We start from the raw sequence: 17,798 nt of genomic DNA, 5'->3' as shown, positions 1-17,798 counted from the left end.
CTCCTTATAAATAACTTCTCTTTTATTGTTTCGACTTCAATACTCCAGATTTCACAAATATGTTTCGCCATGCTGTTGCAACTTGATAGTTTTCTACTGACTTTGCACGACGTAAAATAGCTTTCCTGATCTTCCTTTTCTTTAACTTAGCCATCTTCATCTCTCCTCAGTAACCAATTGAATCATATTTAAATTTATGAAATTTTACTATTCAATCTTTTCTGTGTACTTTGTATCTACACGAATAGCTTTACCATTTACCCAAACTACAACTTGTTCACCGAATCCAGTTTGTGGCCTTTCGTATGGAGTAACTTTCCCGTCTTTAATTACAATAATCTTGTCCGTTGTAACATCTATTTCAGCTGTTAATCTTTTAATTTGTTGAGATTTTGTAAAGATTTCTTTAGACATATATGTCCCACCAATCTATTAAGTTATAATCAACGTAATCATCTATCGATGAATACCCTATGTTATGACCAGATTACTTCTGGTCCTTTTTATTTCAAATACTCCACAACATTGTTAGGACAAAATCCGCTTCCTAAATATATCCGTGCCGGAATAGCTTCTTTATGGTCCCGTGCTGCTTTACATAATTCTTCAGCTGCTTCCCAACTAAACGCATTGTCCTTTTCACGATTAAACCGCCATATTGCAACTGCATGCTCTTCGAAAACTTCGTAACGATCATCAGCTTTTGTTGTCTTCGGAAGCTCATCAGTGCTTCGCGCATTCCGAGGAACTACTACGCACACATCTGTATATGTAATGTTTCCTGTTCTTCTTTTTACTTTTGCTTTTGTTACATCAAACTCCATGATATTTGGCTCAACTTCAAAAATATTTAACTGCTTTGCCATTGTTTACTTCACTCCTTATTAAGCTGATATTATGGAATTTATTTACCAAGCCATCCCTTCGATTCACCTTGAGCCATAATGGCATTTATTAATTCATCTGCACCTTTTCTGCTTATGAACATTCTTCCATCAAGCAACTCAACGTTATCATCTGAGACTTCACCAGTTACAAAGCAAGCTTTCTCATGTTTTCTTAAAACAATGTCTTGGTTATTAACATGTATTTCTAACGGCGTACCTACAGCAATCCCTAAAGTTCTACGCAATTCAACTGGAATCACCACACGACCAAGCTCGTCCATTTTTCTTACAATACCTGTATTTTTCATTAGTAATCCTCCCTTATTAACTAGCTTTTTGCTGTTTTTCTAATTCAACTTTTTGCACCATTTCTTCAAAAAGATGTAACCGAGCTTCCCGACGTTCCTTATAAGTAGATTCTTGCTTTTTTGCTACCTCACACGTGCATCCATCAGTTGCGATTACACCTGGATAGATTTCCTTACGAATGATTCCAGTACCATTACATACGCACATTCTTACTCCCCCTTATTAGAATCCTAAGTTTGCAAGCCTTTGATCTGCTGTAGTAAACTTCAATACTCGTGAATCTCCTAATAAACGACTAACTGTTTTAGCATCATATTTATTAAAAAGTTGTTTTCCAGTAAAGTTTGTTGTAGTAAATGTACTCATTCCTTGTCTAGCATTTGATACCGCATATAAAAGACGCTGTATGAAATCTGAAGCTTGTCTATTTGAATCTGTCGAGCCGCTTTCTGCACCAAGATCATCTAATACAACAAAATCAGCTTGTCCAATTAGTTGAACGAAATATTGAAGTGTATATTTACTGCTCTTATCATCGAAAGAATCCATAATCATTCTTGTTATTGCTTCTAATTCCACATATAAACAACTTTTCATCAAATGATAGTTTTCTTCTTCTTGACTGATATCCCAGAAATATTGATTTAATTCATGAAGCATGCTGTATGCTAGGAAACTTTTTGCCGTCCCTTGATTTCCTGTAAATACAACTTTTCTAATTTCTCCGTTCTTTAAATCCTCCAAAGTTTCTTCTACAGCTTTCTTGTGACTGTTCGTTTCATCACAACCAACCCTGTAATCCGATAATCTTGAAAGTGGAATTTTCTTATTTGTAATAACACTTGCCTTTTCCAGCATGTTAAATTTCTGCAATCGATTAATCTTTTTGTAGTGAGCATTAGCCTGTTCCTCTAAAACTTTGTTGTTTTGTTCAACTACACATCTAGGGCAAACAGGTTGTCCTTGATAAATAATCATTTGGACAGGTTTCGTTATCTTTTGACCACCTATTTCATATGAATGCTTCATGCATTGATCAGAATGGTAGTTCACCTTCGATTCCAGGGATTCTGCTAGTTTTTTCATTGGTGTTGCCATTTCTATTCGCTCCTTTTTTACCTTTGTTTTTAAACTCTATTTCTGCTGCATTAACATCAGCCAAAGTACGAATGTTTTTATTAACCCACTGTTTTAAAATGCCCTCAGCATAATTCCATTTCTTCTGCTGTTTCAAAGTACGTTCCATAGCTGCTTGTACAAGTTCTTCGCTTGTATCGTTTACCCATTGGATAATACTATCGGCTACGAATGGATTTAAAATCCCAAAATTATTTTCATAGAACGAAAAGATATTACTATTACTTACATTCTTTGTAGTAATCTTTGTAATAATCTTTGTATTTGTCTTACGTTCTAGCGTATGAGCCTCCTCCGGTTTAACGTAAGAGGGTGTTCCGTTAGAAAGAGATAGGCTGTTACGTTCTAACGTAGGAGGGGTTTCGTCTTTCCAATATAAAATTGAAATTTTTTGTATTTTTTCTGGTATAGGTTCAATAAACATCACATTATTACAACGAGTTCCACTTACAAAAATGGTTCTAAAATTGATTCGTACTAGTCCTAAATCTTTTAAATAATCACAGGCATCTTTCACTTGTCTTTTTGTGAAACCAAATGAATCAGCTAGTTGTTGATAGCTTTTTTGAAGCATATCTGCTTTAAACTTTTGTTTATAACGAACCTGATTACTTTGTTCATCTCTTACCTCAGTTGGTTTGTACCAATAAACAACTTCTCCTAAGATAGTAATGGCTACCATGTTTGGTTTTCCGTTGTCTAATGTAAGTGTTTTAAACCAACCGTGATCGATTACATTTCCTCGGAAGTTCATTTGTCCTATTTGCATTACCTTGCTGTTCAACGAACTCACTCCTTTTCGCAAATCGCGATGTATGATTCTCCAGTTTGAACAATTTTTTTAATGTCATAATTCGGATAGCAAATGCCAAAATATTGTTCAATCTTTTGTTTCAATTCAGCTTCACTATTTGATTCCTTCCAAAATTTCTGAGGTAACAGGACCTGAAAGGGAACTTGATTTATATGCATGTACTATTGCATCGCTTTCCGTGATATACTTAAAATAAAGTTTGTTTTCTTATGGACTCCTGCTGTAACAGGGGTCTTTTAATTTTTTTCATGAGACTGCTTCTTTTTGATTTTCTAGCCAGTTTAAAAAGTCTGATGACTTCACACGTTTACTTTTACCAATTGAAATCGTCGGAAAATCCTTCCGTTTCATCAATGCATATGCCGCTGAACGAGAAATGTTCAATACTTCTGAAATATCACTTGCTTTCAATGCAAACGGAAGTTCTTTAATGCTTGTTGTTTGATTATTCATCTTTAATACTCCTTTCTGATACGAACGTTTAGGCTCATTTATCATCAACATCGCTTGTCCATTGTTTTATAGGCTTGTCAAAGAGATAAACTAACAAACCCACACCGCAAAAGCTCAACATTGCAATTACATCCCCCATCTGAAAACCTCCTAAAATATCGATTTTGTACTATTCTGATATTCGTAGGTGCTAGATTGCTTGATTGATTTCTTTGTCCATCTCTGGGATGATGCCGCGTTTAGCAAGAATCTCATGTATAAAGAGCCTTCCTTTTTGTGTCCAACGAGTATTCATCTTCACAGAGCGTGTTCCATCTGTATGAGTTACATCGACTGTTTTTGATTTTGTATATCCTTGATTACGATAGTTTGAGTACAGCAGCCACTGTTCGTTGACCTTGTATTGCACCTTTTCTTCTTTTAATACTTTGTTAAGGCCCTGGGCTGAAATACCGTAGTCAGCAGCTATTTGTGAAACTGTGACAGTATCTTTCGATTGAAGTATTTGGTCTAGGTATGTAATCTTTGATGCGTTTTCAGCAACTTGTTGTTCTAACATTAAGTTTTTCTGTTCTGCAACATGTCTTGCTTGTTGTTCATGTTTGAGTTGCGAAGCTAATCCGATAATTAAATCTGGATCTTGAAGCAATGCGTTTATTGTTTGTGGCGTCATGTACGCTCCATGTTTTCGGATTGATGGTAGAACTTCTTCAAACACCCATTTTTCAAACTGTTCCGCTTGTGGAAGTTTTGATTTTACGATTAAGCGGTATAAGTTTGGTTCGTTGATGAATTTCTTTTCTTGCATCCTACCAAGAGAATCGGTGACTCGGTGATTTACCGACCCATCTTCCTTGCAATGTTGTCGAACTGCATCTTGTGGTCTTTTATATCCCAATGAAGTCGCAACATCTGTTGCTGGAAAGTATTCTTTTCCTTCTTTGATAAGAATTTCTAAGTTGCCAAACATGTTGTGTGAGAAATTTTGTAGTTGATTCATTTTATGAAACCTCCTTCATATCTAAAATCTTTATGATTTTTTCTCTGACTTTCTTTCCATTTCGTTTGTTTCGAAGGATATCCGATAAATATGGACCAGAGATTCCAAGTAATTCCGCTAATTCTTTTTGCTGCATATTGTTAGCGAAGAGCTTCGCTCGAACTCTCATGCCAAATTCATTTTTCATTCTGTCCACCTCATTTTTAGAAAATAAGCTAATTGTTTAGCTTATCATTGACAATAACTAACTTATTGATTAAAATGTACTCATAGCTAAATAAACCTACAATTATGGCTTTTGTACGTTGGGGAACGTAAATTATAGCTTTTTGTTAGTAGTATTTTGAAAGCTAAATAAGTAGCTTATGCACATAAGTATATTATTCAATCAGTTAGTTGTCAAACCTTTTAACTAACTGATTGAATAAAACTTTTTTTGTGCTGGCTTGAAAGGTTGGTTTATGTGGGTATTACTGAGATAATTAAAGAACTTTGTCAAAATAAAGGAATATCAGTATCTAAATTAGAAGAAGAATTAGAATTTGGTCAAAATACTATTTACCAGTGGAAAAAAAGGACACCTTCTGTTGAACGTGTACAAAAGGTAGCAGACTACTTCGACGTTTCAATTGATTATCTATTAGGAAGAACTTCAAATAAAGATACTATTAAAGATGCAGAAGGTTTTACCGAAAAGGATAGAAAAGACATTGGAAAAAGAATGGAAGAGATACGCAAAGATCTGACAGATACTGATGGATTAATGTTTTCTGGTGAACCTCTTTCTGAAGAAGCTTTAGACTCGTTGATGGATGCAATGGAATACATCGTTAAACATACACAAAAAGTAAATAAAAAATACATCCCTAAAAAATACAGAAAAGAAGACAAGTAGGAGTGATTCAATTGGGCTACTATGAAAAAGACGCAGCATTAGATCTAGCAAAAAAGTTTAATACAACAGACCCTTTTGAAATAGCTGAGAATTTAAACGTGCATGTTTTTTATAAAAACTTGCCCCCAAGTATTATGGGTTTTTATAAGTACAATAAGAAAAACCAGTATATTTGTATTAACGAAAATTTAAGTTTCAATGAGCAAATTGTTACTTGTTCACATGAACTAGGACATTGCAGAATGCATAAGCATGTCAATACTCCGTTTTTACGCGCTAATACATTCTTATCTGTAGATAAATATGAGAGACAGGCCAATTTATTTGCAGTAGAATTATTAATGCCAGATGAGAATTGGCATGCATATGCAAAAGAATTTAAAACTATAAATGCAATGTCTAATCATACAGGGGTCCCAAAAGAGTTATTATTATTAAAACATCAAAAATTAATAGGTTGCTTAGTTTAGTCCGCCATGGACTTTTATTTTTAAACAACAAACGAACGTATATTCTCAAAGAAAGAAGGATTAGTATAATGCTTATAAACTTAGATGATTTCAGAAAAACAAAAAAACGAAATGCCGCAAAATCTATTCAAATGACTAAAATACCTGTTTTCGATCGTATTTTTATTGAAAACAATAAGTTAGTAGGAGAACTAGCAGGAAGTAAACAAAAAATTTTTATTGAACATTTGGACCAAAAGAGTAATAAGAACACTTTTAAATAAAAAGATATCAACCACTCTTTTTTATTTAATTTATATTACACTATATATAAATATTTAGATTTTTATTCCGACATAATTTCACAAAATAACAACAATTTATTCTACAAAAATCAAAGGGTTTGATACAGAAAATATCATATAATTTTTCAAACAAATAAAAAAAGAGCCAAATGGCTCTTTTTAAATTCCTGTACCATGGTCAAAATCTAACATTTTGCCACCTGTTCCACCAGGATCTTTTGCATATGACCATCCAACTCCTGGGTCACAACTTCTTTTATGCATTAGCATAATTTCCAGCCTCCACCGCCTGGGTCTTTCATACGGCCGCCTCCTGGATTAGGATCACTGTCTTTAAATCCCACTCCACCACCAGGATCAGTTACACTCTTCAATCCACCTGGGTCTTTCATAGGTCCCCATCCGCCACCAGGATCAGATACATAATGTCCACCTGGTTCTTTTGTGAAAATGCCCATTCTAATATCCACCTCCTATTTTTAACTATGTAAATATTGTAGCTCACACGTTCTGTATCTGTAAATGAAACAAAAAGAGCTAAATGGCTCTTTTTATGAATGAGTACCAACCTGTTTTGAAATATCACCTATAATTTCATCAGCAAAAGCAATAATTTTTTCTTCGTTTGTTGCTTCTACAATATGAGAAACTTCACTTAAAATATTTAAAGCTGTTTTAATATTCTTATTCGTAGATTTAAAATAAATTACTGTCACGATATCAAGTTCATCTGCAGTTATTAAATTACTATTTATTTTATATTTATCCTTTAGCATTTTCTCATAATTCCATGCCCATTCTTTTGCTAATTGTGTCGCTTTTTTGCTATTTCTTAAAGCATAGTCAAAAGATAGTGTTTTTATAAATTTAGCCTTATGATCCTTTTTAAAGGCAAAATCTAACTTTATGTCTTCAGCCCCAATATCCACTTCAACATTCCGCTCTAAATTCCCAGATATATTCTTTTCATGATTTCTAAATACGCGACTCATAATGCTTTTAACTTCTGTGTCTGTTATACGTTTTGATTTATTAGGATCAAAATATACATATGTTCTAAAAAGGTCTATTTCATCTTTTAAATAATCACGACTTCTAATAGTTCTAATTGGAGAAAATTGAAGCTGATTTACATATATGGATGTTGCCTTTTCTAGAAATTTAGGATCTTTTGCCTGTTGAAGAGAAGGACCGTCGGTAATGGACTGTGTAAAATCGTCTTTGACTCCTTCTAGTACCAATTTTAAAAACTTAACATCCGATTCATCATCAAATTGACTAACACGACTAAAATTGGCAGTCAACTGCAAATTCACATAAGCATCCTCAGGTGAATGAAAAACTAAACCAATATTTATAAACTCTTCTCTAATATCATCTGGCACATATCTAAGAACAGCATATTTACACAAACGTTCCATCTATGACCCTCCTTTCCAATAAGGTAATCCTGGTTTTAATACAGGTAAAGCTTTTTCAATTCTATTCAGCCTATCTCCTAGGTATTCAAGTAATTTTTCTTTTTGGGCACCAGTAACGCCCCATTCTTCAGGAATATTATTTATAATGTCCCACAAAGAATTATCATCTAGTCTTGCCATTTTCTCTAAAATTGAGTTAAACGGATTATGACCATTTACATAGGGGATTAATTTTCTATATACATATCCATCTGGTTGAAGGGGTTTGAAAGCTTCCCCAATTTTGAAATTTAAATTATGTTCATCCCACAATGGACCTATATCAAATGCGTGTGTATGATCCAGAACTACAATTTCCATTTTAGATTGGTCAAACAATAGATTACCACCATTACACTCTCTATCGCAATTACAAACTAGTTGATCGAATAAAATTATATCCGGTATACATTCAATATTCTTCGCTAATTTCAACATACCTGCTCCAGTAATTTGGAACGCCTTTTTTATTCTTTTAGTTCCAAAATGGAGACCTGTAGTAACAGTATCCTCTGTATGTTCTGAAACTTGCTTTCCAAAATCCCCAATAAAAGTGTCATTAACTTGTACCAAAGATGGAGAAGCAAGGGGCAATTCAAGAATTTCGGCTATCTTTGCACATACATATTCATTTGCTAATACCCTTTTTCCTTCTGGGTTTTCTTTAAATTTCACAACATATTGTTCACTATCATCGCATGTAATAATATATGGTTTTGTAACGCCATTTGTGATTTCTTTATGTGCTATTTTTGCTGTCACGATTTCCATTTACCGATGTCCCCTTTTACATGTGAATCATAATTATTTTCTCATTCTGTATTCTCCTTTTTATATATAATGCTAATTAGTTTCCACTCAAAATCGTATAGTAATGGGAGTTTTACAAAATTTTCGTTTATATTATCTAATTAACTTTGGTTTCCATTTAGGTATTATCTGCATTTATATATATAGTCCATTATATCCATTTCGTACCAATATGTAGAGAACTTTTATTCAAATTCAGCTATATTTTTACAAAAATTCATTTTCTATGCTATCATTTCTTGTACCACATATCACAGCTTGTATCTAGAAAATGATTATGACGAGGTGAAAATCATGGCATACTTTCGTAAACGTGGTGAGAAGTGGTCCTTCACTATGGATGTTGGCAAAGACCCACTCACAGGTAAACGGAAACAAATCACTAAAGGCGGTTTTAAAACAAAGAAAGCTGCCCAGGAAGAAGTAGCTAAAATAACGAATAATTTAGCAAGTGGGGATTATGAGAATAGTGATATTCGCTTTTCTCAACTCGTAGAAATCTGGATGCAAGAGAAAGAATCATCATGTAGGCCATCAACATTGTATCAATACAAACGCATTCTACGCTCACGTGTTATGCCTGAATTTGCCGATAAGAGGTTATCAGATATAAAACCTCTGACCGTGCATAATTTTCATCAGAAGCTACTTAAAGAGGGTCTGACTACAAAATACATTTCATCAGTCGATGTTATGTTAAAGCAAATCCTTGATAAAGGCGTAGAGTTAGAAATGATTAGCTCTAATCCTGCTAAGAAAGCAAAGCGGCCAAAAGTGAAAAAGAAAGCGCAAGCTAGTTGGACAATTGAACAAGCAATGAAGTTTATGGAGTACGCCAAAATGAAAGGCAGCTACTATATTGCATTTATTTTAGCACTGCATACAGGCATGCGTATTGGTGAAGTATTGGCTCTACAGTGGAATGATATTAATTTTGAAAATAAAGCTATTCATGTACAAAGGACATTAACGCTCGTGGATGGTAAATATGAATTAGGTGAGACGAAAACAGAAGCATCTAATCGTGTGATCCCAATGACGGAAGAATTAATGGAAGAATTGCTGGAATATCAAAAACATAAAAAAGAGAATTCTTTTGATTTATTAATTTGCACAAGAAATAAAAAAATCGTGCATCCATATACAATACGTTATCAAATGAAAGCTTTGTGCGAAGCAATAGACGTACCGTATATTAGATTCCACGATATCCGAAGAACGTTTACAACTATTTTAATCGATTCTGGCGCAAATGCAAAGGTTGTCGCAAAATTACTTGGTCATACAAATGTTTCCACAACCTTAAATATTTATACTGATACGTATGAGGAACGTCAAATTGAAGCTACTGAAAAGCTCGGAAATGTACTAAAAAGTGGTCGAAGTGGTCAAAAAGTGGTCGTTGATGAAAATCAAGAGGATTAAATCCCGTGGTACAAATGATATAATGCATTTATAGTGTAAGTTTTTTCTTTACACTATAATGAAGTCATTATAGGAAATAATATATAGATTATCATGTTTTAGAAAAAGATGCTACACTGAAAGGGGAGATTATTATAAAGGCTAGCGGAATTGTTGTTGAATATAATCCATTTCACAATGGTCATGCTTATCATATGCAACAAACGAAAAAGTTAACAAATGCGGATATCATCATTGCTGTTATGAGCGGACCCTTTTTACAACGAGGGGAACCGGCTCTCGTTTCAAAATGGGCGCGAACTCAAATGGCATTAGCAAATGGCGTGGACATTGTCGTCGAACTGCCATATGCTTTCGCGACACAAAAAGCCGAAACTTTTGCAAACGGTGCTATTTCAATATTAGATGCTCTTCGTGTCTCTGAGGTTTGCTTTGGGAGTGAAAGTGGTAATATCGAGCACTTCTACAATACAGTTACTTTGCGTCAAACTGAGCAAAACACATTCCATTCCCTCATACAACAATACTCAAAAACAGGAATGAGTTATGCGAAAGCAACTTCTGAAGCGTTTTCATCCTTACAAAAAAACATAACTACTATCGACATTTCAGAGCCTAATAATATTTTAGGAATGCATTACATAGAGGCAATTATCAAACAAAAAAGTTTAATGAAAGCAAGTACAATTACGCGTTTCGCTTCGCACTATCATGACGAAACATTTCAAGATGAACGAATTGCCAGTGCAACGAGCATTCGCAAACAATTATTTAATAATCAGGAAAATTTTTCAACAATTATTCCTTTTGTTCCAAAAATTACAAAACTATTTTTAGAGCAATATAAACATTCCTATCACCTATTACATAATTGGGAGCATTATTTTCACTTTCTAAAATATAAACTCCTAACAATGTCACCATCGCAATTACAAAATATATATGAAGTGGAAGAAGGGTTGGAACATCGAATTTTATCTTCTATCCAAGAAGCAACTTCATTCACAAAATTTATGGAAGTATTAAAAACAAAACGTTACACGTGGACACGACTACAGCGCATTTGCACACACATTTTAACGAACACTACAAAAGAAGAAATGTACAAAGCGCATGTTGAACAACACGCACAATATATTCGTTTACTCGGCATGTCTCAAAAAGGACAAGCATATATATCAGCAATAAAAAAGCAAATAACACTTCCATTGCTTTCTCATGCAAAAACGTTCCAACATCCTCTTCTAGATATAGACCGAAAAGCAAGCGCTGCTTATTGCTCTATTTTACAGGGATCTCTTTGCAGTGAAATGATAAAGCGAGATATAACGCAGCATCCTGTTCGATTTAATGAAATCCAACATATATTTTTATAGAAAAAATCCTCTCTTAAACGAGAGGATTTACTTTTTTTCTGACATTTTATCCAAATACGCTAAGGCGTCATCTAACGTATCTACAGGTATAATCTTCATTTTGGTGTTTATATCTTTAGCTGTTTTCAATGCCTCTTTATAATTCGAATTCTCTTTTCCATTTTCATTTGGAGCAAAGAATACTTCTGCACCTGCATTATGAGCTGCAACTACTTTTTGAGAAATACCTCCAATTGGACCAACTTCTCCTTTTTCATTTATCGTTCCAGTTCCAGCTATTTCGTGACCTTTCGTTATATCTTCTTTCACAAGCTGATTATAAATTTCTAACGTAAACATAAGTCCAGCAGAAGGTCCCCCAATCTTATGCGCATCAATTTTCACATCAGGACTTACTGTTAGCTTCTTATCTGTAATAATAGAAACCCCAATACCAGCGCGGCTTTTATCTTCTGGAATTGGCTTCAGTGCAAATTTGTCTTCCTTTTCTTTATTTTCACGGACATATTTAACGCTTACTTCATCATTTTGTTTTTTTGTTTTCATATAGGCAATAAACTGCTCTGCCGTTTGCAATGATTGACCATCAACAGCAAGAATATGATCCCCAAGCTTTAATTTTTCAGCAGCTGGCATATCATCTGCAACACCAACAACAAGCACACCTTGATTTTCAAACGTAACAGAGGCATTTGCTCGTTTATATGCATTATAAATAGCTGCATCTTGTGACTCTTTCATTGCATATACTTGGCGAAATTGATACTCTTCATCACTTTCACCTTTTCTTAAAATTTCTTCCTTCTTAAAAATTTCTTCATATTTGTTAAATTTAGCAGAAAGATAATTCACAACATTCGCTCGCCCCATCGAAACTGTAACGAGCATAAAATCCCCTTTCTCTTTATTCCCTCCCTCAACCTTTACATACGGCTCTAATTTCTCTGCCATACCTGGTTTTGTAATATAGTATGGCAAAGGGACAAACACGATTAACATTGCAATGATTACTCCAATTAGTAGTGCATATAAATACCGAAACTTTTTAAACATCTTTTTTCTCCTTCCACTGCTCAATCAATGTGTAAATTGTTTGAATGTGTTGCTTTGCTTCTTCTTCACCGACACGAATAATATCTTCTATATTCGTAAAGGCTCGCGAACTAAATTGTTCTACAGCTGGATGCATCATAAGATCTGATGCAATTTGTCTATTAACTACAAGCTCATGTTGCATAATTTCGATACTTTGCATAATGACATCATAAATGGATGTAACTTCTCCATTGACCTTAATAGGGGATACATCAACAGCAATCACAATATCAGCCCCTAACGTTCTTACTACGGATACTGGAATACGATCAATTACTCCTCCATCCACGAGCAGTCTTCCATTTATTTTCTCTGGAACAAATATGCCGGGCACAGAAATACTTGCCCTAACAGCATCTGCAATAGAACCTTTTGTAAAGACAACCTTTTCACCATTTAAAATATCAGTTGCTACAACCGCTGTTGGAATATCTAGCTCTTCTAATTTTTTATTATATGTAAACATTTTAATCATATCTTTTACACGTTTTCCAGTAATAAATCCCATTTTGGGTACAGTAAAGTCCAAATAGTACTTCCGCTTAAATACTGTTGCTAAACGATACAAACGGTCCACATTACATCCTGCTGCATAAAACGTACCTATTAGTGCCCCCATGCTGCTTCCCGCAATCATATGAATAGGTATACCAGCTTCTCGCAGAACTTTAATAACACCAACATGTGCAAATCCTTTCGCACCACCTGACCCAAGCGCTAACCCAATTTTCGGTTCTTTCATCTTCTTCACCCTCAAAAATTTTTCACTCTCTTTTTATACTTATGGTCTAATTTCACTATGTATCCTCGTATACTGAAATGAACATTTTGGACAAAGGGGGATATAAAATGTACGAAAAATGGAAAACAGGCTTTCTCACCATATCGGTTTCTTTTATTACAATTTCCCTCGTACTCCATCCCCAAGCAGCACTCCAATCATCTATTCGAGGCTTAAATATATGGTGGGAAGTTGTATTTCCTTCATTGCTACCTTTTTTTATTATCGCAGAACTTCTAATCGGGCTGGGAATTGTAAAATTTATCGGTGTGTTATTAGAACCTTTGATGCGTCCACTCTTTCGTGTCCCTGGCATCGGAGGCTTTGTATGGGCAATGGGTATGGCCTCAGGTTTCCCTGCAGGAGCAAAATTAAGCGCTCGGCTACGCCAAGAGAACCAACTTACACAAATTGAAGCAGAACGTCTTGTTTCTTTCACAAACTCTTCTAATCCATTATTTATTTTTGGTGCTGTAGCAATTGGATTTTTCGATAACCCAAAACTAGGAATTATTTTAGCAGCCTCCCATTATGTTAGTAATTTCACAGTTGGACTACTCATGCGCTTTTACCAAGATAATCGCAAGCAACAAGAAGCAAAAAAACATACACCACCAATTCCATTGCGGCATGCTTTTTCCGTTCTTCATAAAACTCGATTACAAGAAAAACGTCCCATTGGCAAATTAATCGGTGATGCGATTACTTCTTCTGTTCAAACATTACTTATGATTGGCGGATTTATTATTTTATTCTCTGTTTTAAATAAAATGTTAACCGTTTTTCACATTACAACCTTTCTTGCTTTTATTATGAAACAATTATTGGTTGCATTTCAACTTTCGCCTTATTTTAGTTTCCCTATTTTGTCAGGTCTGTTGGAAATGACACTTGGGAGTCAAATGATTAGTCAAACAGAACACACTTCTATTTTACAACAAACCATGATGACAAGTTTCGTCTTAGCTTTTAGCGGTCTTTCTATTCAAGCTCAAGTTGCCAGTATTTTAGCGGATACAGATATCCGTTTTAAACCATACTTTATTGCACGTATTATACAAAGCTTCCTTGCTCCAATCTATACATACATATTTTGGGGACCACTTTATGAAAGATTACACTCTTTTTCACCTACTAAATACGATATTCCAGTCTTTTTATCTAAACAATCTACCATCTTTGCAAAAGCTTGGGATTCCCTTGTTACGTTTGGCCCTGCCTTTACACTATTTTGTTTATATTTATACGTTTTATTACTCTTTTTCCGGCTCAGTCATAACAAAAAACCCCGTTCATCATAACGGGGTTTGAAACTTCTCTTTTAAAGCACGTTCTACAATTGGCGGAACAAGTCCAGAAACATTGCCACCATAACGAGCTACCTCTTTTACAATACTTGAACTTAAAAAGGAATATTGATTATTCGTCATAATAAAAAATGTTTCTACATTCTCTTCCAATTTACGATTCATGGATGTAATTTGCATTTCATATTCAAAGTCAGATACCGCACGTAAACCACGTAAAATCGCATTCGCATTGCGCATCCTCGCATACTCTACTAATAATCCACTATGCGAATCAACCTTTACATTCGGAATGTCTTTTGTCGCCTCGCGAATTAATTCTAAACGCTCTTCTACCGTAAAAAGCGGCTCTTTTGATGAATTATTTAAAACAACAACATATACTTCATCAAAAACTTTTGCACCCCTTTTAATAATATCTAAATGTCCAAGCGTAATCGGATCAAAACTTCCCGAAGAAATTGCTATGCTTGCCATTCGGTCCCCTCACCTTCATACTTATAAATTGAAATCGCTGTAATACCGTAGTTTTCAGCTCTTACCTTCACAAGTCTACCAATCGTTTCAGGTAGGTCTACATCTACCCCATGTTCAGTCATAACGATTCCATCTTCTTTCAATAGATCATGCTGATCCATTATACTTATTAAAGAAACAATCTTTTGATCTTTATACGGTGGATCTAATAGTACAAGATTGAACGATAACTCACGTTTCATGAGCGCCTTTACAGCACGTTCTGCATCATTTCTATATACTTCAGCTTGCGCTTCTAACCTGCAACTTTCTAAATTTTGATGGATCACCTTTATCGCTTTTCCATCACGATCAACAAAAATAGCTTTATCTATCCCTCTACTAAGAGCCTCAATACCAAGCCCACCGCTCCCGCCAAACAAATCAAGAGCTAAACCACCATCAAAATAAGGACCGATAATATTAAAAATAGCCTCTTTCACCTTATCTGTTGTCGGCCGCGTTGTATTACCTGGTACAGCTTTTAAAGGATGACCTTTACACTTTCCCGAAACTACTCTCATAATTTTTCACTACCTTTATCTCTTTCTATATCAATCCAAATTAAAAAAACGACATAAAACCATTCTTATTAGGCGGGCGAGAGCATCTGGCCATGCATAGAAGCGGTCAGATCCTTTTTCTGCCACATGCAAAGTTCAAACAAAGGAAGAAAGCAAGTGCAGGCTTCTTTTTTCTGCATAGCAGCAATCTATATGTCGAATAATCAAAATGGATTCATATAACAAATGTTTATATAAATCATTCTTGTATAAGCTCAACTTTATCCCGCTATTCGTAGGCAGTAATACCTCCACGAACGAAAGTTTCACTTTATGTATATTCACCTTTTTTATCCTATCATAAAACATACGAAAGAAAAATAAAAAGGAAAAGAGAAAATTTAATTTTACAATGTATATCTTTATACAGTTTGGAGATAAATAAATATAACAACATCACCTTCGATGTTGTTGCCAACCGCGGAGAAGACTTACGTTTCCCCATAAGTTCTTCCTCCGGTTTCTCCTCTCCCTTTGCCTTCTTGCTAGTCATGCTAGTATAAGAAGGGCCCTGCTTCGGCAGGGTTTTTTCTTTGTCACCTTTTCATTTTGAAAATGAAATGATACAGTAAAAGAAAGAGGAGGAAAAGACATGATTCAACGTTTTATTGAACTAGGAGAAGGATACTCCGATTTATACGAATTACTCGAAATTGCAAAAGCAAACAAACATCGAGTATCGCATATGCTACAATTTAATACTTCGAAAAACGACAAAGCTGTATGCTCTCTCGTCGTTGTTCTTCACCCCACGACAGTAGGCGATTTCCAACCTTTATACATATGTCGAGAAGGGATCCCTGTATTAACAGATAAAAAAAGCAAACGAATTACTTTATTTGAAGAAACCGCCGAACAAATCGGAAAAAAAATAGTTTCTTTTACTGTAAAACCATCTACTGTATTTCCAGAAAATGAACTATACTTTAATCATCTTATCAGTATTTTACGAATGAATCATTTTATTCCACCGCTGCAATAAAGTGAAACTTTAATCAGTGGGGGTTTTCTTCATCCCCTACTGATTATTAGCCCTCACCAATCGGGCTTTTACGGGCAGTTTATCTCCTGCCTACCTTTAAGAAAAGCAGAAGTGGCTCGCTCAGAATGTGAGGGGGATGGAGCTTCTGACGTAGAGGCGTTTTTTACCTCGTAGGAAGAAGCGAAGCCACCGAACATTCTAGCCGCTGGAGCTAGACAATGCTTTCGCTGAATTTTGAGGCAGGAGTATTACTGCCCCAAAATAGCGGGATAAGATGAATAATACAAAAAACCCCACCAAAATTTTGGTGGGGTTTTAATCCATCTTATTATAATCATATTCTTTTGCACGATCTGGTCTGGAATTTTCGAACTCCGTTTTTAAAAACGGCCGATAAGATGGCTCGATTTTCTTTACAAACGGAAGCTTATTTAATTTTCGCATCATATGTTCTAATTGCTCCATATCACAATACACAACAGCATATTTAAACCGTTTTGATATGTAATGAATGTTTCCATATTTCCTTAAAATTTTAGCATGTTTTAAGGAATGTAGATAGACAATCATACTTTGTCGTTGCCCAAACATAATGTTCTCCTTTTATTTAATATCATTCATTTATTTCACAATAAGCTTCAGAATTTCCCTCCGTATTAACAGGTATTAAGCCCCCACCGCTGAAAATTTCATCATCGATTTTCAAATATTTAAAAAACGGAAGCCATTTCTTATATTCTAAAAAACGGGGCAAATTACCCCGTTTTTTTACACCCACAACTACCACCAGAGCCACAACCGCCTCCACAACCACCTGCATCAAAAAACGGATTGCCTGTCGGAACTTTAATAGCAGGTGAGATTTCGGCTCCCATAATTACACTAATCTCATCCAATAACTTTTGCAAATCATTTTCTGCTTTTTTAAAAGCAGAAATTTTTTCATGCAAATCTACTTCTCGTTTTAACTCTCGCATTTGTTTCGATACAGTTGTATAGTCAGGATGATATTTTCCAAAACGCTGCACTTCTTCATAACGCTCTTTCATTGCTGTAAATTGTTGAATCAGCATTTGTACTTCCGGATCTTGCTGCAATGTATGGTAGCACTTGCGGTACTGCTCTGCTATATCTGAACGAACAACTGCCTTTGCAAATTGTTCAGCCTTATCTAAAATCATTACGCTCTCTAGCGTCGCTACAATCATTAGAGACACCTCCGAATATTAATCAT

At 34.9% G+C, this 17,798-nt stretch carries 26 protein-coding genes; 7 read left to right on the top strand and 19 right to left on the bottom strand.

The features are described 5' to 3' along the window. Positions 1-22: 22 nt before the first annotated feature. From Q9306_RS11335 to Q9306_RS11290, 10 genes are all read right to left on the bottom strand, one after another. Positions 23-154, bottom strand: coding sequence for a DUF3983 domain-containing protein (locus Q9306_RS11335; RefSeq protein ID WP_306198382.1), 132 nt, complete (start codon positions 152-154; stop codon positions 23-25). Between the two features lie 53 nt (positions 155-207). Beyond that, entirely contained in the window at positions 208-414 is a 207-nt protein-coding gene (locus tag Q9306_RS11330; protein WP_371932375.1) for a DUF3954 domain-containing protein, read from the bottom strand. A gap of 89 nt (positions 415-503) precedes the next feature. Next, a complete protein-coding gene (locus Q9306_RS11325) occupies positions 504-866 on the bottom strand; it encodes a cell division protein SepF (protein ID WP_306198379.1) in 363 nt (120 codons plus the stop codon). Between the two features lie 38 nt (positions 867-904). Beyond that, positions 905-1,195, bottom strand: coding sequence for an AbrB/MazE/SpoVT family DNA-binding domain-containing protein (locus Q9306_RS11320; protein ID WP_306198378.1), 291 nt, complete (start codon positions 1,193-1,195; stop codon positions 905-907). Between the two features lie 16 nt (positions 1,196-1,211). After that, positions 1,212-1,403, bottom strand: a complete 192-nt coding sequence (locus Q9306_RS11315; RefSeq protein WP_306198376.1) for a hypothetical protein — start codon at positions 1,401-1,403, stop codon at positions 1,212-1,214. A gap of 15 nt (positions 1,404-1,418) precedes the next feature. Beyond that, positions 1,419-2,294, bottom strand: coding sequence for a P-loop NTPase family protein (locus tag Q9306_RS11310; RefSeq protein WP_306198374.1), 876 nt, complete (start codon positions 2,292-2,294; stop codon positions 1,419-1,421). Then, complete coding sequence (locus Q9306_RS11305) at positions 2,233-3,117, bottom strand: DnaD domain-containing protein (RefSeq protein WP_306198371.1); 885 nt, start codon at positions 3,115-3,117, stop codon at positions 2,233-2,235. The genes Q9306_RS11310 and Q9306_RS11305 overlap by 62 nt, the downstream gene beginning before the upstream one ends. A 276-nt stretch (positions 3,118-3,393) precedes the next feature. Further along, positions 3,394-3,600, bottom strand: coding sequence for a helix-turn-helix domain-containing protein (locus Q9306_RS11300; protein WP_306198367.1), 207 nt, complete (start codon positions 3,598-3,600; stop codon positions 3,394-3,396). Between the two features lie 190 nt (positions 3,601-3,790). After that, the gene (locus Q9306_RS11295) at positions 3,791-4,600 is read right to left on the bottom strand and encodes a phage antirepressor (RefSeq protein ID WP_306198365.1); all 810 of its coding nucleotides are present in this window, start codon (positions 4,598-4,600) and stop codon (positions 3,791-3,793) included. Position 4,601: 1 nt separating this feature from the next. Further along, positions 4,602-4,787: a helix-turn-helix domain-containing protein gene (locus Q9306_RS11290; protein WP_306198363.1), complete on the bottom strand. Its 186-nt coding sequence runs from the start codon at positions 4,785-4,787 to the stop codon at positions 4,602-4,604. A 276-nt stretch (positions 4,788-5,063) separates the two neighbouring features. Between Q9306_RS11290 and Q9306_RS11285 the strand changes: the two genes are divergently transcribed. The 3 genes from Q9306_RS11285 to Q9306_RS11275 all read left to right on the top strand — a co-directional run bounded on the left by Q9306_RS11285 (position 5,064) and on the right by Q9306_RS11275 (position 6,228). Next, positions 5,064-5,495, top strand: coding sequence for a helix-turn-helix domain-containing protein (locus tag Q9306_RS11285; protein WP_306198361.1), 432 nt, complete (start codon positions 5,064-5,066; stop codon positions 5,493-5,495). 11 nt (positions 5,496-5,506) lie between these two features. Next, the gene (locus tag Q9306_RS11280; protein ID WP_306198359.1) at positions 5,507-5,965 is read left to right on the top strand and encodes an ImmA/IrrE family metallo-endopeptidase; all 459 of its coding nucleotides are present in this window, start codon (positions 5,507-5,509) and stop codon (positions 5,963-5,965) included. A 68-nt stretch (positions 5,966-6,033) separates the two neighbouring features. Further along, positions 6,034-6,228, top strand: coding sequence for a hypothetical protein (locus Q9306_RS11275; RefSeq protein WP_306198358.1), 195 nt, complete (start codon positions 6,034-6,036; stop codon positions 6,226-6,228). Positions 6,229-6,512: 284 nt separating this feature from the next. Here Q9306_RS11275 and Q9306_RS11270 read toward each other — a convergent pair whose 3' ends face one another. The 3 genes from Q9306_RS11270 to Q9306_RS11260 form a co-directional block, all read right to left on the bottom strand. Then, complete coding sequence (locus tag Q9306_RS11270) at positions 6,513-6,707, bottom strand: hypothetical protein (protein ID WP_306198356.1); 195 nt, start codon at positions 6,705-6,707, stop codon at positions 6,513-6,515. 93 nt (positions 6,708-6,800) lie between these two features. Further along, positions 6,801-7,670, bottom strand: a complete 870-nt coding sequence (locus Q9306_RS11265) for a DUF3037 domain-containing protein (RefSeq protein ID WP_306198354.1) — start codon at positions 7,668-7,670, stop codon at positions 6,801-6,803. Next, entirely contained in the window at positions 7,671-8,480 is an 810-nt protein-coding gene (locus tag Q9306_RS11260) for a HipA family kinase (protein WP_306198351.1), read from the bottom strand. A gap of 333 nt (positions 8,481-8,813) precedes the next feature. Between Q9306_RS11260 and Q9306_RS11255 the strand changes: the two genes are divergently transcribed. Both Q9306_RS11255 and Q9306_RS11250 read left to right on the top strand, forming a co-directional pair. Further along, positions 8,814-9,944 (top strand): site-specific integrase, encoded by a 1,131-nt coding sequence (locus tag Q9306_RS11255; RefSeq protein WP_306198349.1) that lies wholly within the window; start codon positions 8,814-8,816, stop codon positions 9,942-9,944. A gap of 134 nt (positions 9,945-10,078) precedes the next feature. Further along, positions 10,079-11,320 carry a nucleotidyltransferase gene (locus Q9306_RS11250; protein WP_306198461.1) on the top strand — a complete coding sequence of 414 codons (1,242 nt, stop codon included), beginning with the start codon at positions 10,079-10,081 and terminating at the stop codon, positions 11,318-11,320. A gap of 27 nt (positions 11,321-11,347) precedes the next feature. Here Q9306_RS11250 and Q9306_RS11245 read toward each other — a convergent pair whose 3' ends face one another. Further along, positions 11,348-12,373, bottom strand: coding sequence for a SepM family pheromone-processing serine protease (locus Q9306_RS11245; protein WP_306198345.1), 1,026 nt, complete (start codon positions 12,371-12,373; stop codon positions 11,348-11,350). After that, a complete protein-coding gene (locus Q9306_RS11240) occupies positions 12,366-13,157 on the bottom strand; it encodes a patatin-like phospholipase family protein (protein WP_306198343.1) in 792 nt (263 codons plus the stop codon). The genes Q9306_RS11245 and Q9306_RS11240 overlap by 8 nt, the downstream gene beginning before the upstream one ends. Positions 13,158-13,264: 107 nt before the next feature. Here Q9306_RS11240 and ylbJ point away from each other — a divergent pair, with 107 nt between their 5' ends. Beyond that, positions 13,265-14,497, top strand: a complete 1,233-nt coding sequence (gene ylbJ, locus Q9306_RS11235) for a sporulation integral membrane protein YlbJ (protein ID WP_306198341.1) — start codon at positions 13,265-13,267, stop codon at positions 14,495-14,497. Here the strand turns inward: ylbJ and coaD are convergent. Next, complete coding sequence (gene coaD, locus Q9306_RS11230; protein ID WP_306198338.1) at positions 14,492-14,980, bottom strand: pantetheine-phosphate adenylyltransferase; 489 nt, start codon at positions 14,978-14,980, stop codon at positions 14,492-14,494. The genes ylbJ and coaD overlap by 6 nt on opposite strands. Next, a complete protein-coding gene (gene rsmD / locus Q9306_RS11225) occupies positions 14,968-15,543 on the bottom strand; it encodes a 16S rRNA (guanine(966)-N(2))-methyltransferase RsmD (protein ID WP_306198336.1) in 576 nt (191 codons plus the stop codon). The genes coaD and rsmD overlap by 13 nt, the downstream gene beginning before the upstream one ends. 631 nt (positions 15,544-16,174) lie before the next feature. Here rsmD and Q9306_RS11220 point away from each other — a divergent pair. After that, the gene (locus tag Q9306_RS11220; RefSeq protein WP_306198334.1) at positions 16,175-16,564 is read left to right on the top strand and encodes a DUF7147 family protein; all 390 of its coding nucleotides are present in this window, start codon (positions 16,175-16,177) and stop codon (positions 16,562-16,564) included. A 315-nt stretch (positions 16,565-16,879) separates the two neighbouring features. Here Q9306_RS11220 and Q9306_RS11215 read toward each other — a convergent pair whose 3' ends face one another. Beyond that, positions 16,880-17,155: a YlbG family protein gene (locus Q9306_RS11215; protein ID WP_306198332.1), complete on the bottom strand. Its 276-nt coding sequence runs from the start codon at positions 17,153-17,155 to the stop codon at positions 16,880-16,882. Positions 17,156-17,319: 164 nt separating this feature from the next. After that, positions 17,320-17,772 (bottom strand): YlbF/YmcA family competence regulator, encoded by a 453-nt coding sequence (locus Q9306_RS11210; RefSeq protein ID WP_306198328.1) that lies wholly within the window; start codon positions 17,770-17,772, stop codon positions 17,320-17,322. Positions 17,773-17,798 lie beyond the last annotated feature (26 nt).

This window comes from Bacillus multifaciens (assembly GCF_030756675.1).
In the GTDB taxonomy this organism is placed as follows: domain Bacteria; phylum Bacillota; class Bacilli; order Bacillales; family Bacillaceae_G; genus Bacillus_A; species Bacillus_A multifaciens.
Note: the sequence above shows the minus strand (reverse complement) of the source record. Positions and strands in the feature narration are given on the sequence as shown.

Coding starts and splice junctions, on each gene's coding strand:
- Q9306_RS11335 (WP_306198382.1), bottom strand. CDS start 154: ATGGCTAAGTTAAAGAAAAGGAAGATCAGGAAAGCTATTTTACGTCGT.
- Q9306_RS11330 (WP_371932375.1), bottom strand. CDS start 414: ATGTCTAAAGAAATCTTTACAAAATCTCAACAAATTAAAAGATTAACA.
- Q9306_RS11325 (WP_306198379.1), bottom strand. CDS start 866: ATGGCAAAGCAGTTAAATATTTTTGAAGTTGAGCCAAATATCATGGAG.
- Q9306_RS11320 (WP_306198378.1), bottom strand. CDS start 1,195: ATGAAAAATACAGGTATTGTAAGAAAAATGGACGAGCTTGGTCGTGTG.
- Q9306_RS11315 (WP_306198376.1), bottom strand. CDS start 1,403: ATGTGCGTATGTAATGGTACTGGAATCATTCGTAAGGAAATCTATCCA.
- Q9306_RS11310 (WP_306198374.1), bottom strand. CDS start 2,294: ATGGCAACACCAATGAAAAAACTAGCAGAATCCCTGGAATCGAAGGTG.
- Q9306_RS11300 (WP_306198367.1), bottom strand. CDS start 3,600: ATGAATAATCAAACAACAAGCATTAAAGAACTTCCGTTTGCATTGAAA.
- Q9306_RS11295 (WP_306198365.1), bottom strand. CDS start 4,600: ATGAATCAACTACAAAATTTCTCACACAACATGTTTGGCAACTTAGAA.
- Q9306_RS11290 (WP_306198363.1), bottom strand. CDS start 4,787: ATGAAAAATGAATTTGGCATGAGAGTTCGAGCGAAGCTCTTCGCTAAC.
- Q9306_RS11275 (WP_306198358.1), top strand. CDS start 6,034: ATGCTTATAAACTTAGATGATTTCAGAAAAACAAAAAAACGAAATGCC.
- Q9306_RS11270 (WP_306198356.1), bottom strand. CDS start 6,707: ATGGGCATTTTCACAAAAGAACCAGGTGGACATTATGTATCTGATCCT.
- Q9306_RS11265 (WP_306198354.1), bottom strand. CDS start 7,670: ATGGAACGTTTGTGTAAATATGCTGTTCTTAGATATGTGCCAGATGAT.
- Q9306_RS11260 (WP_306198351.1), bottom strand. CDS start 8,480: ATGGAAATCGTGACAGCAAAAATAGCACATAAAGAAATCACAAATGGC.
- Q9306_RS11255 (WP_306198349.1), top strand. CDS start 8,814: ATGGCATACTTTCGTAAACGTGGTGAGAAGTGGTCCTTCACTATGGAT.
- Q9306_RS11245 (WP_306198345.1), bottom strand. CDS start 12,373: ATGTTTAAAAAGTTTCGGTATTTATATGCACTACTAATTGGAGTAATC.
- Q9306_RS11240 (WP_306198343.1), bottom strand. CDS start 13,157: ATGAAAGAACCGAAAATTGGGTTAGCGCTTGGGTCAGGTGGTGCGAAA.
- ylbJ (WP_306198341.1), top strand. CDS start 13,265: ATGTACGAAAAATGGAAAACAGGCTTTCTCACCATATCGGTTTCTTTT.
- coaD (WP_306198338.1), bottom strand. CDS start 14,980: ATGGCAAGCATAGCAATTTCTTCGGGAAGTTTTGATCCGATTACGCTT.
- rsmD (WP_306198336.1), bottom strand. CDS start 15,543: ATGAGAGTAGTTTCGGGAAAGTGTAAAGGTCATCCTTTAAAAGCTGTA.
- Q9306_RS11220 (WP_306198334.1), top strand. CDS start 16,175: ATGATTCAACGTTTTATTGAACTAGGAGAAGGATACTCCGATTTATAC.
- Q9306_RS11215 (WP_306198332.1), bottom strand. CDS start 17,155: ATGTTTGGGCAACGACAAAGTATGATTGTCTATCTACATTCCTTAAAA.
- Q9306_RS11210 (WP_306198328.1), bottom strand. CDS start 17,772: ATGATTGTAGCGACGCTAGAGAGCGTAATGATTTTAGATAAGGCTGAA.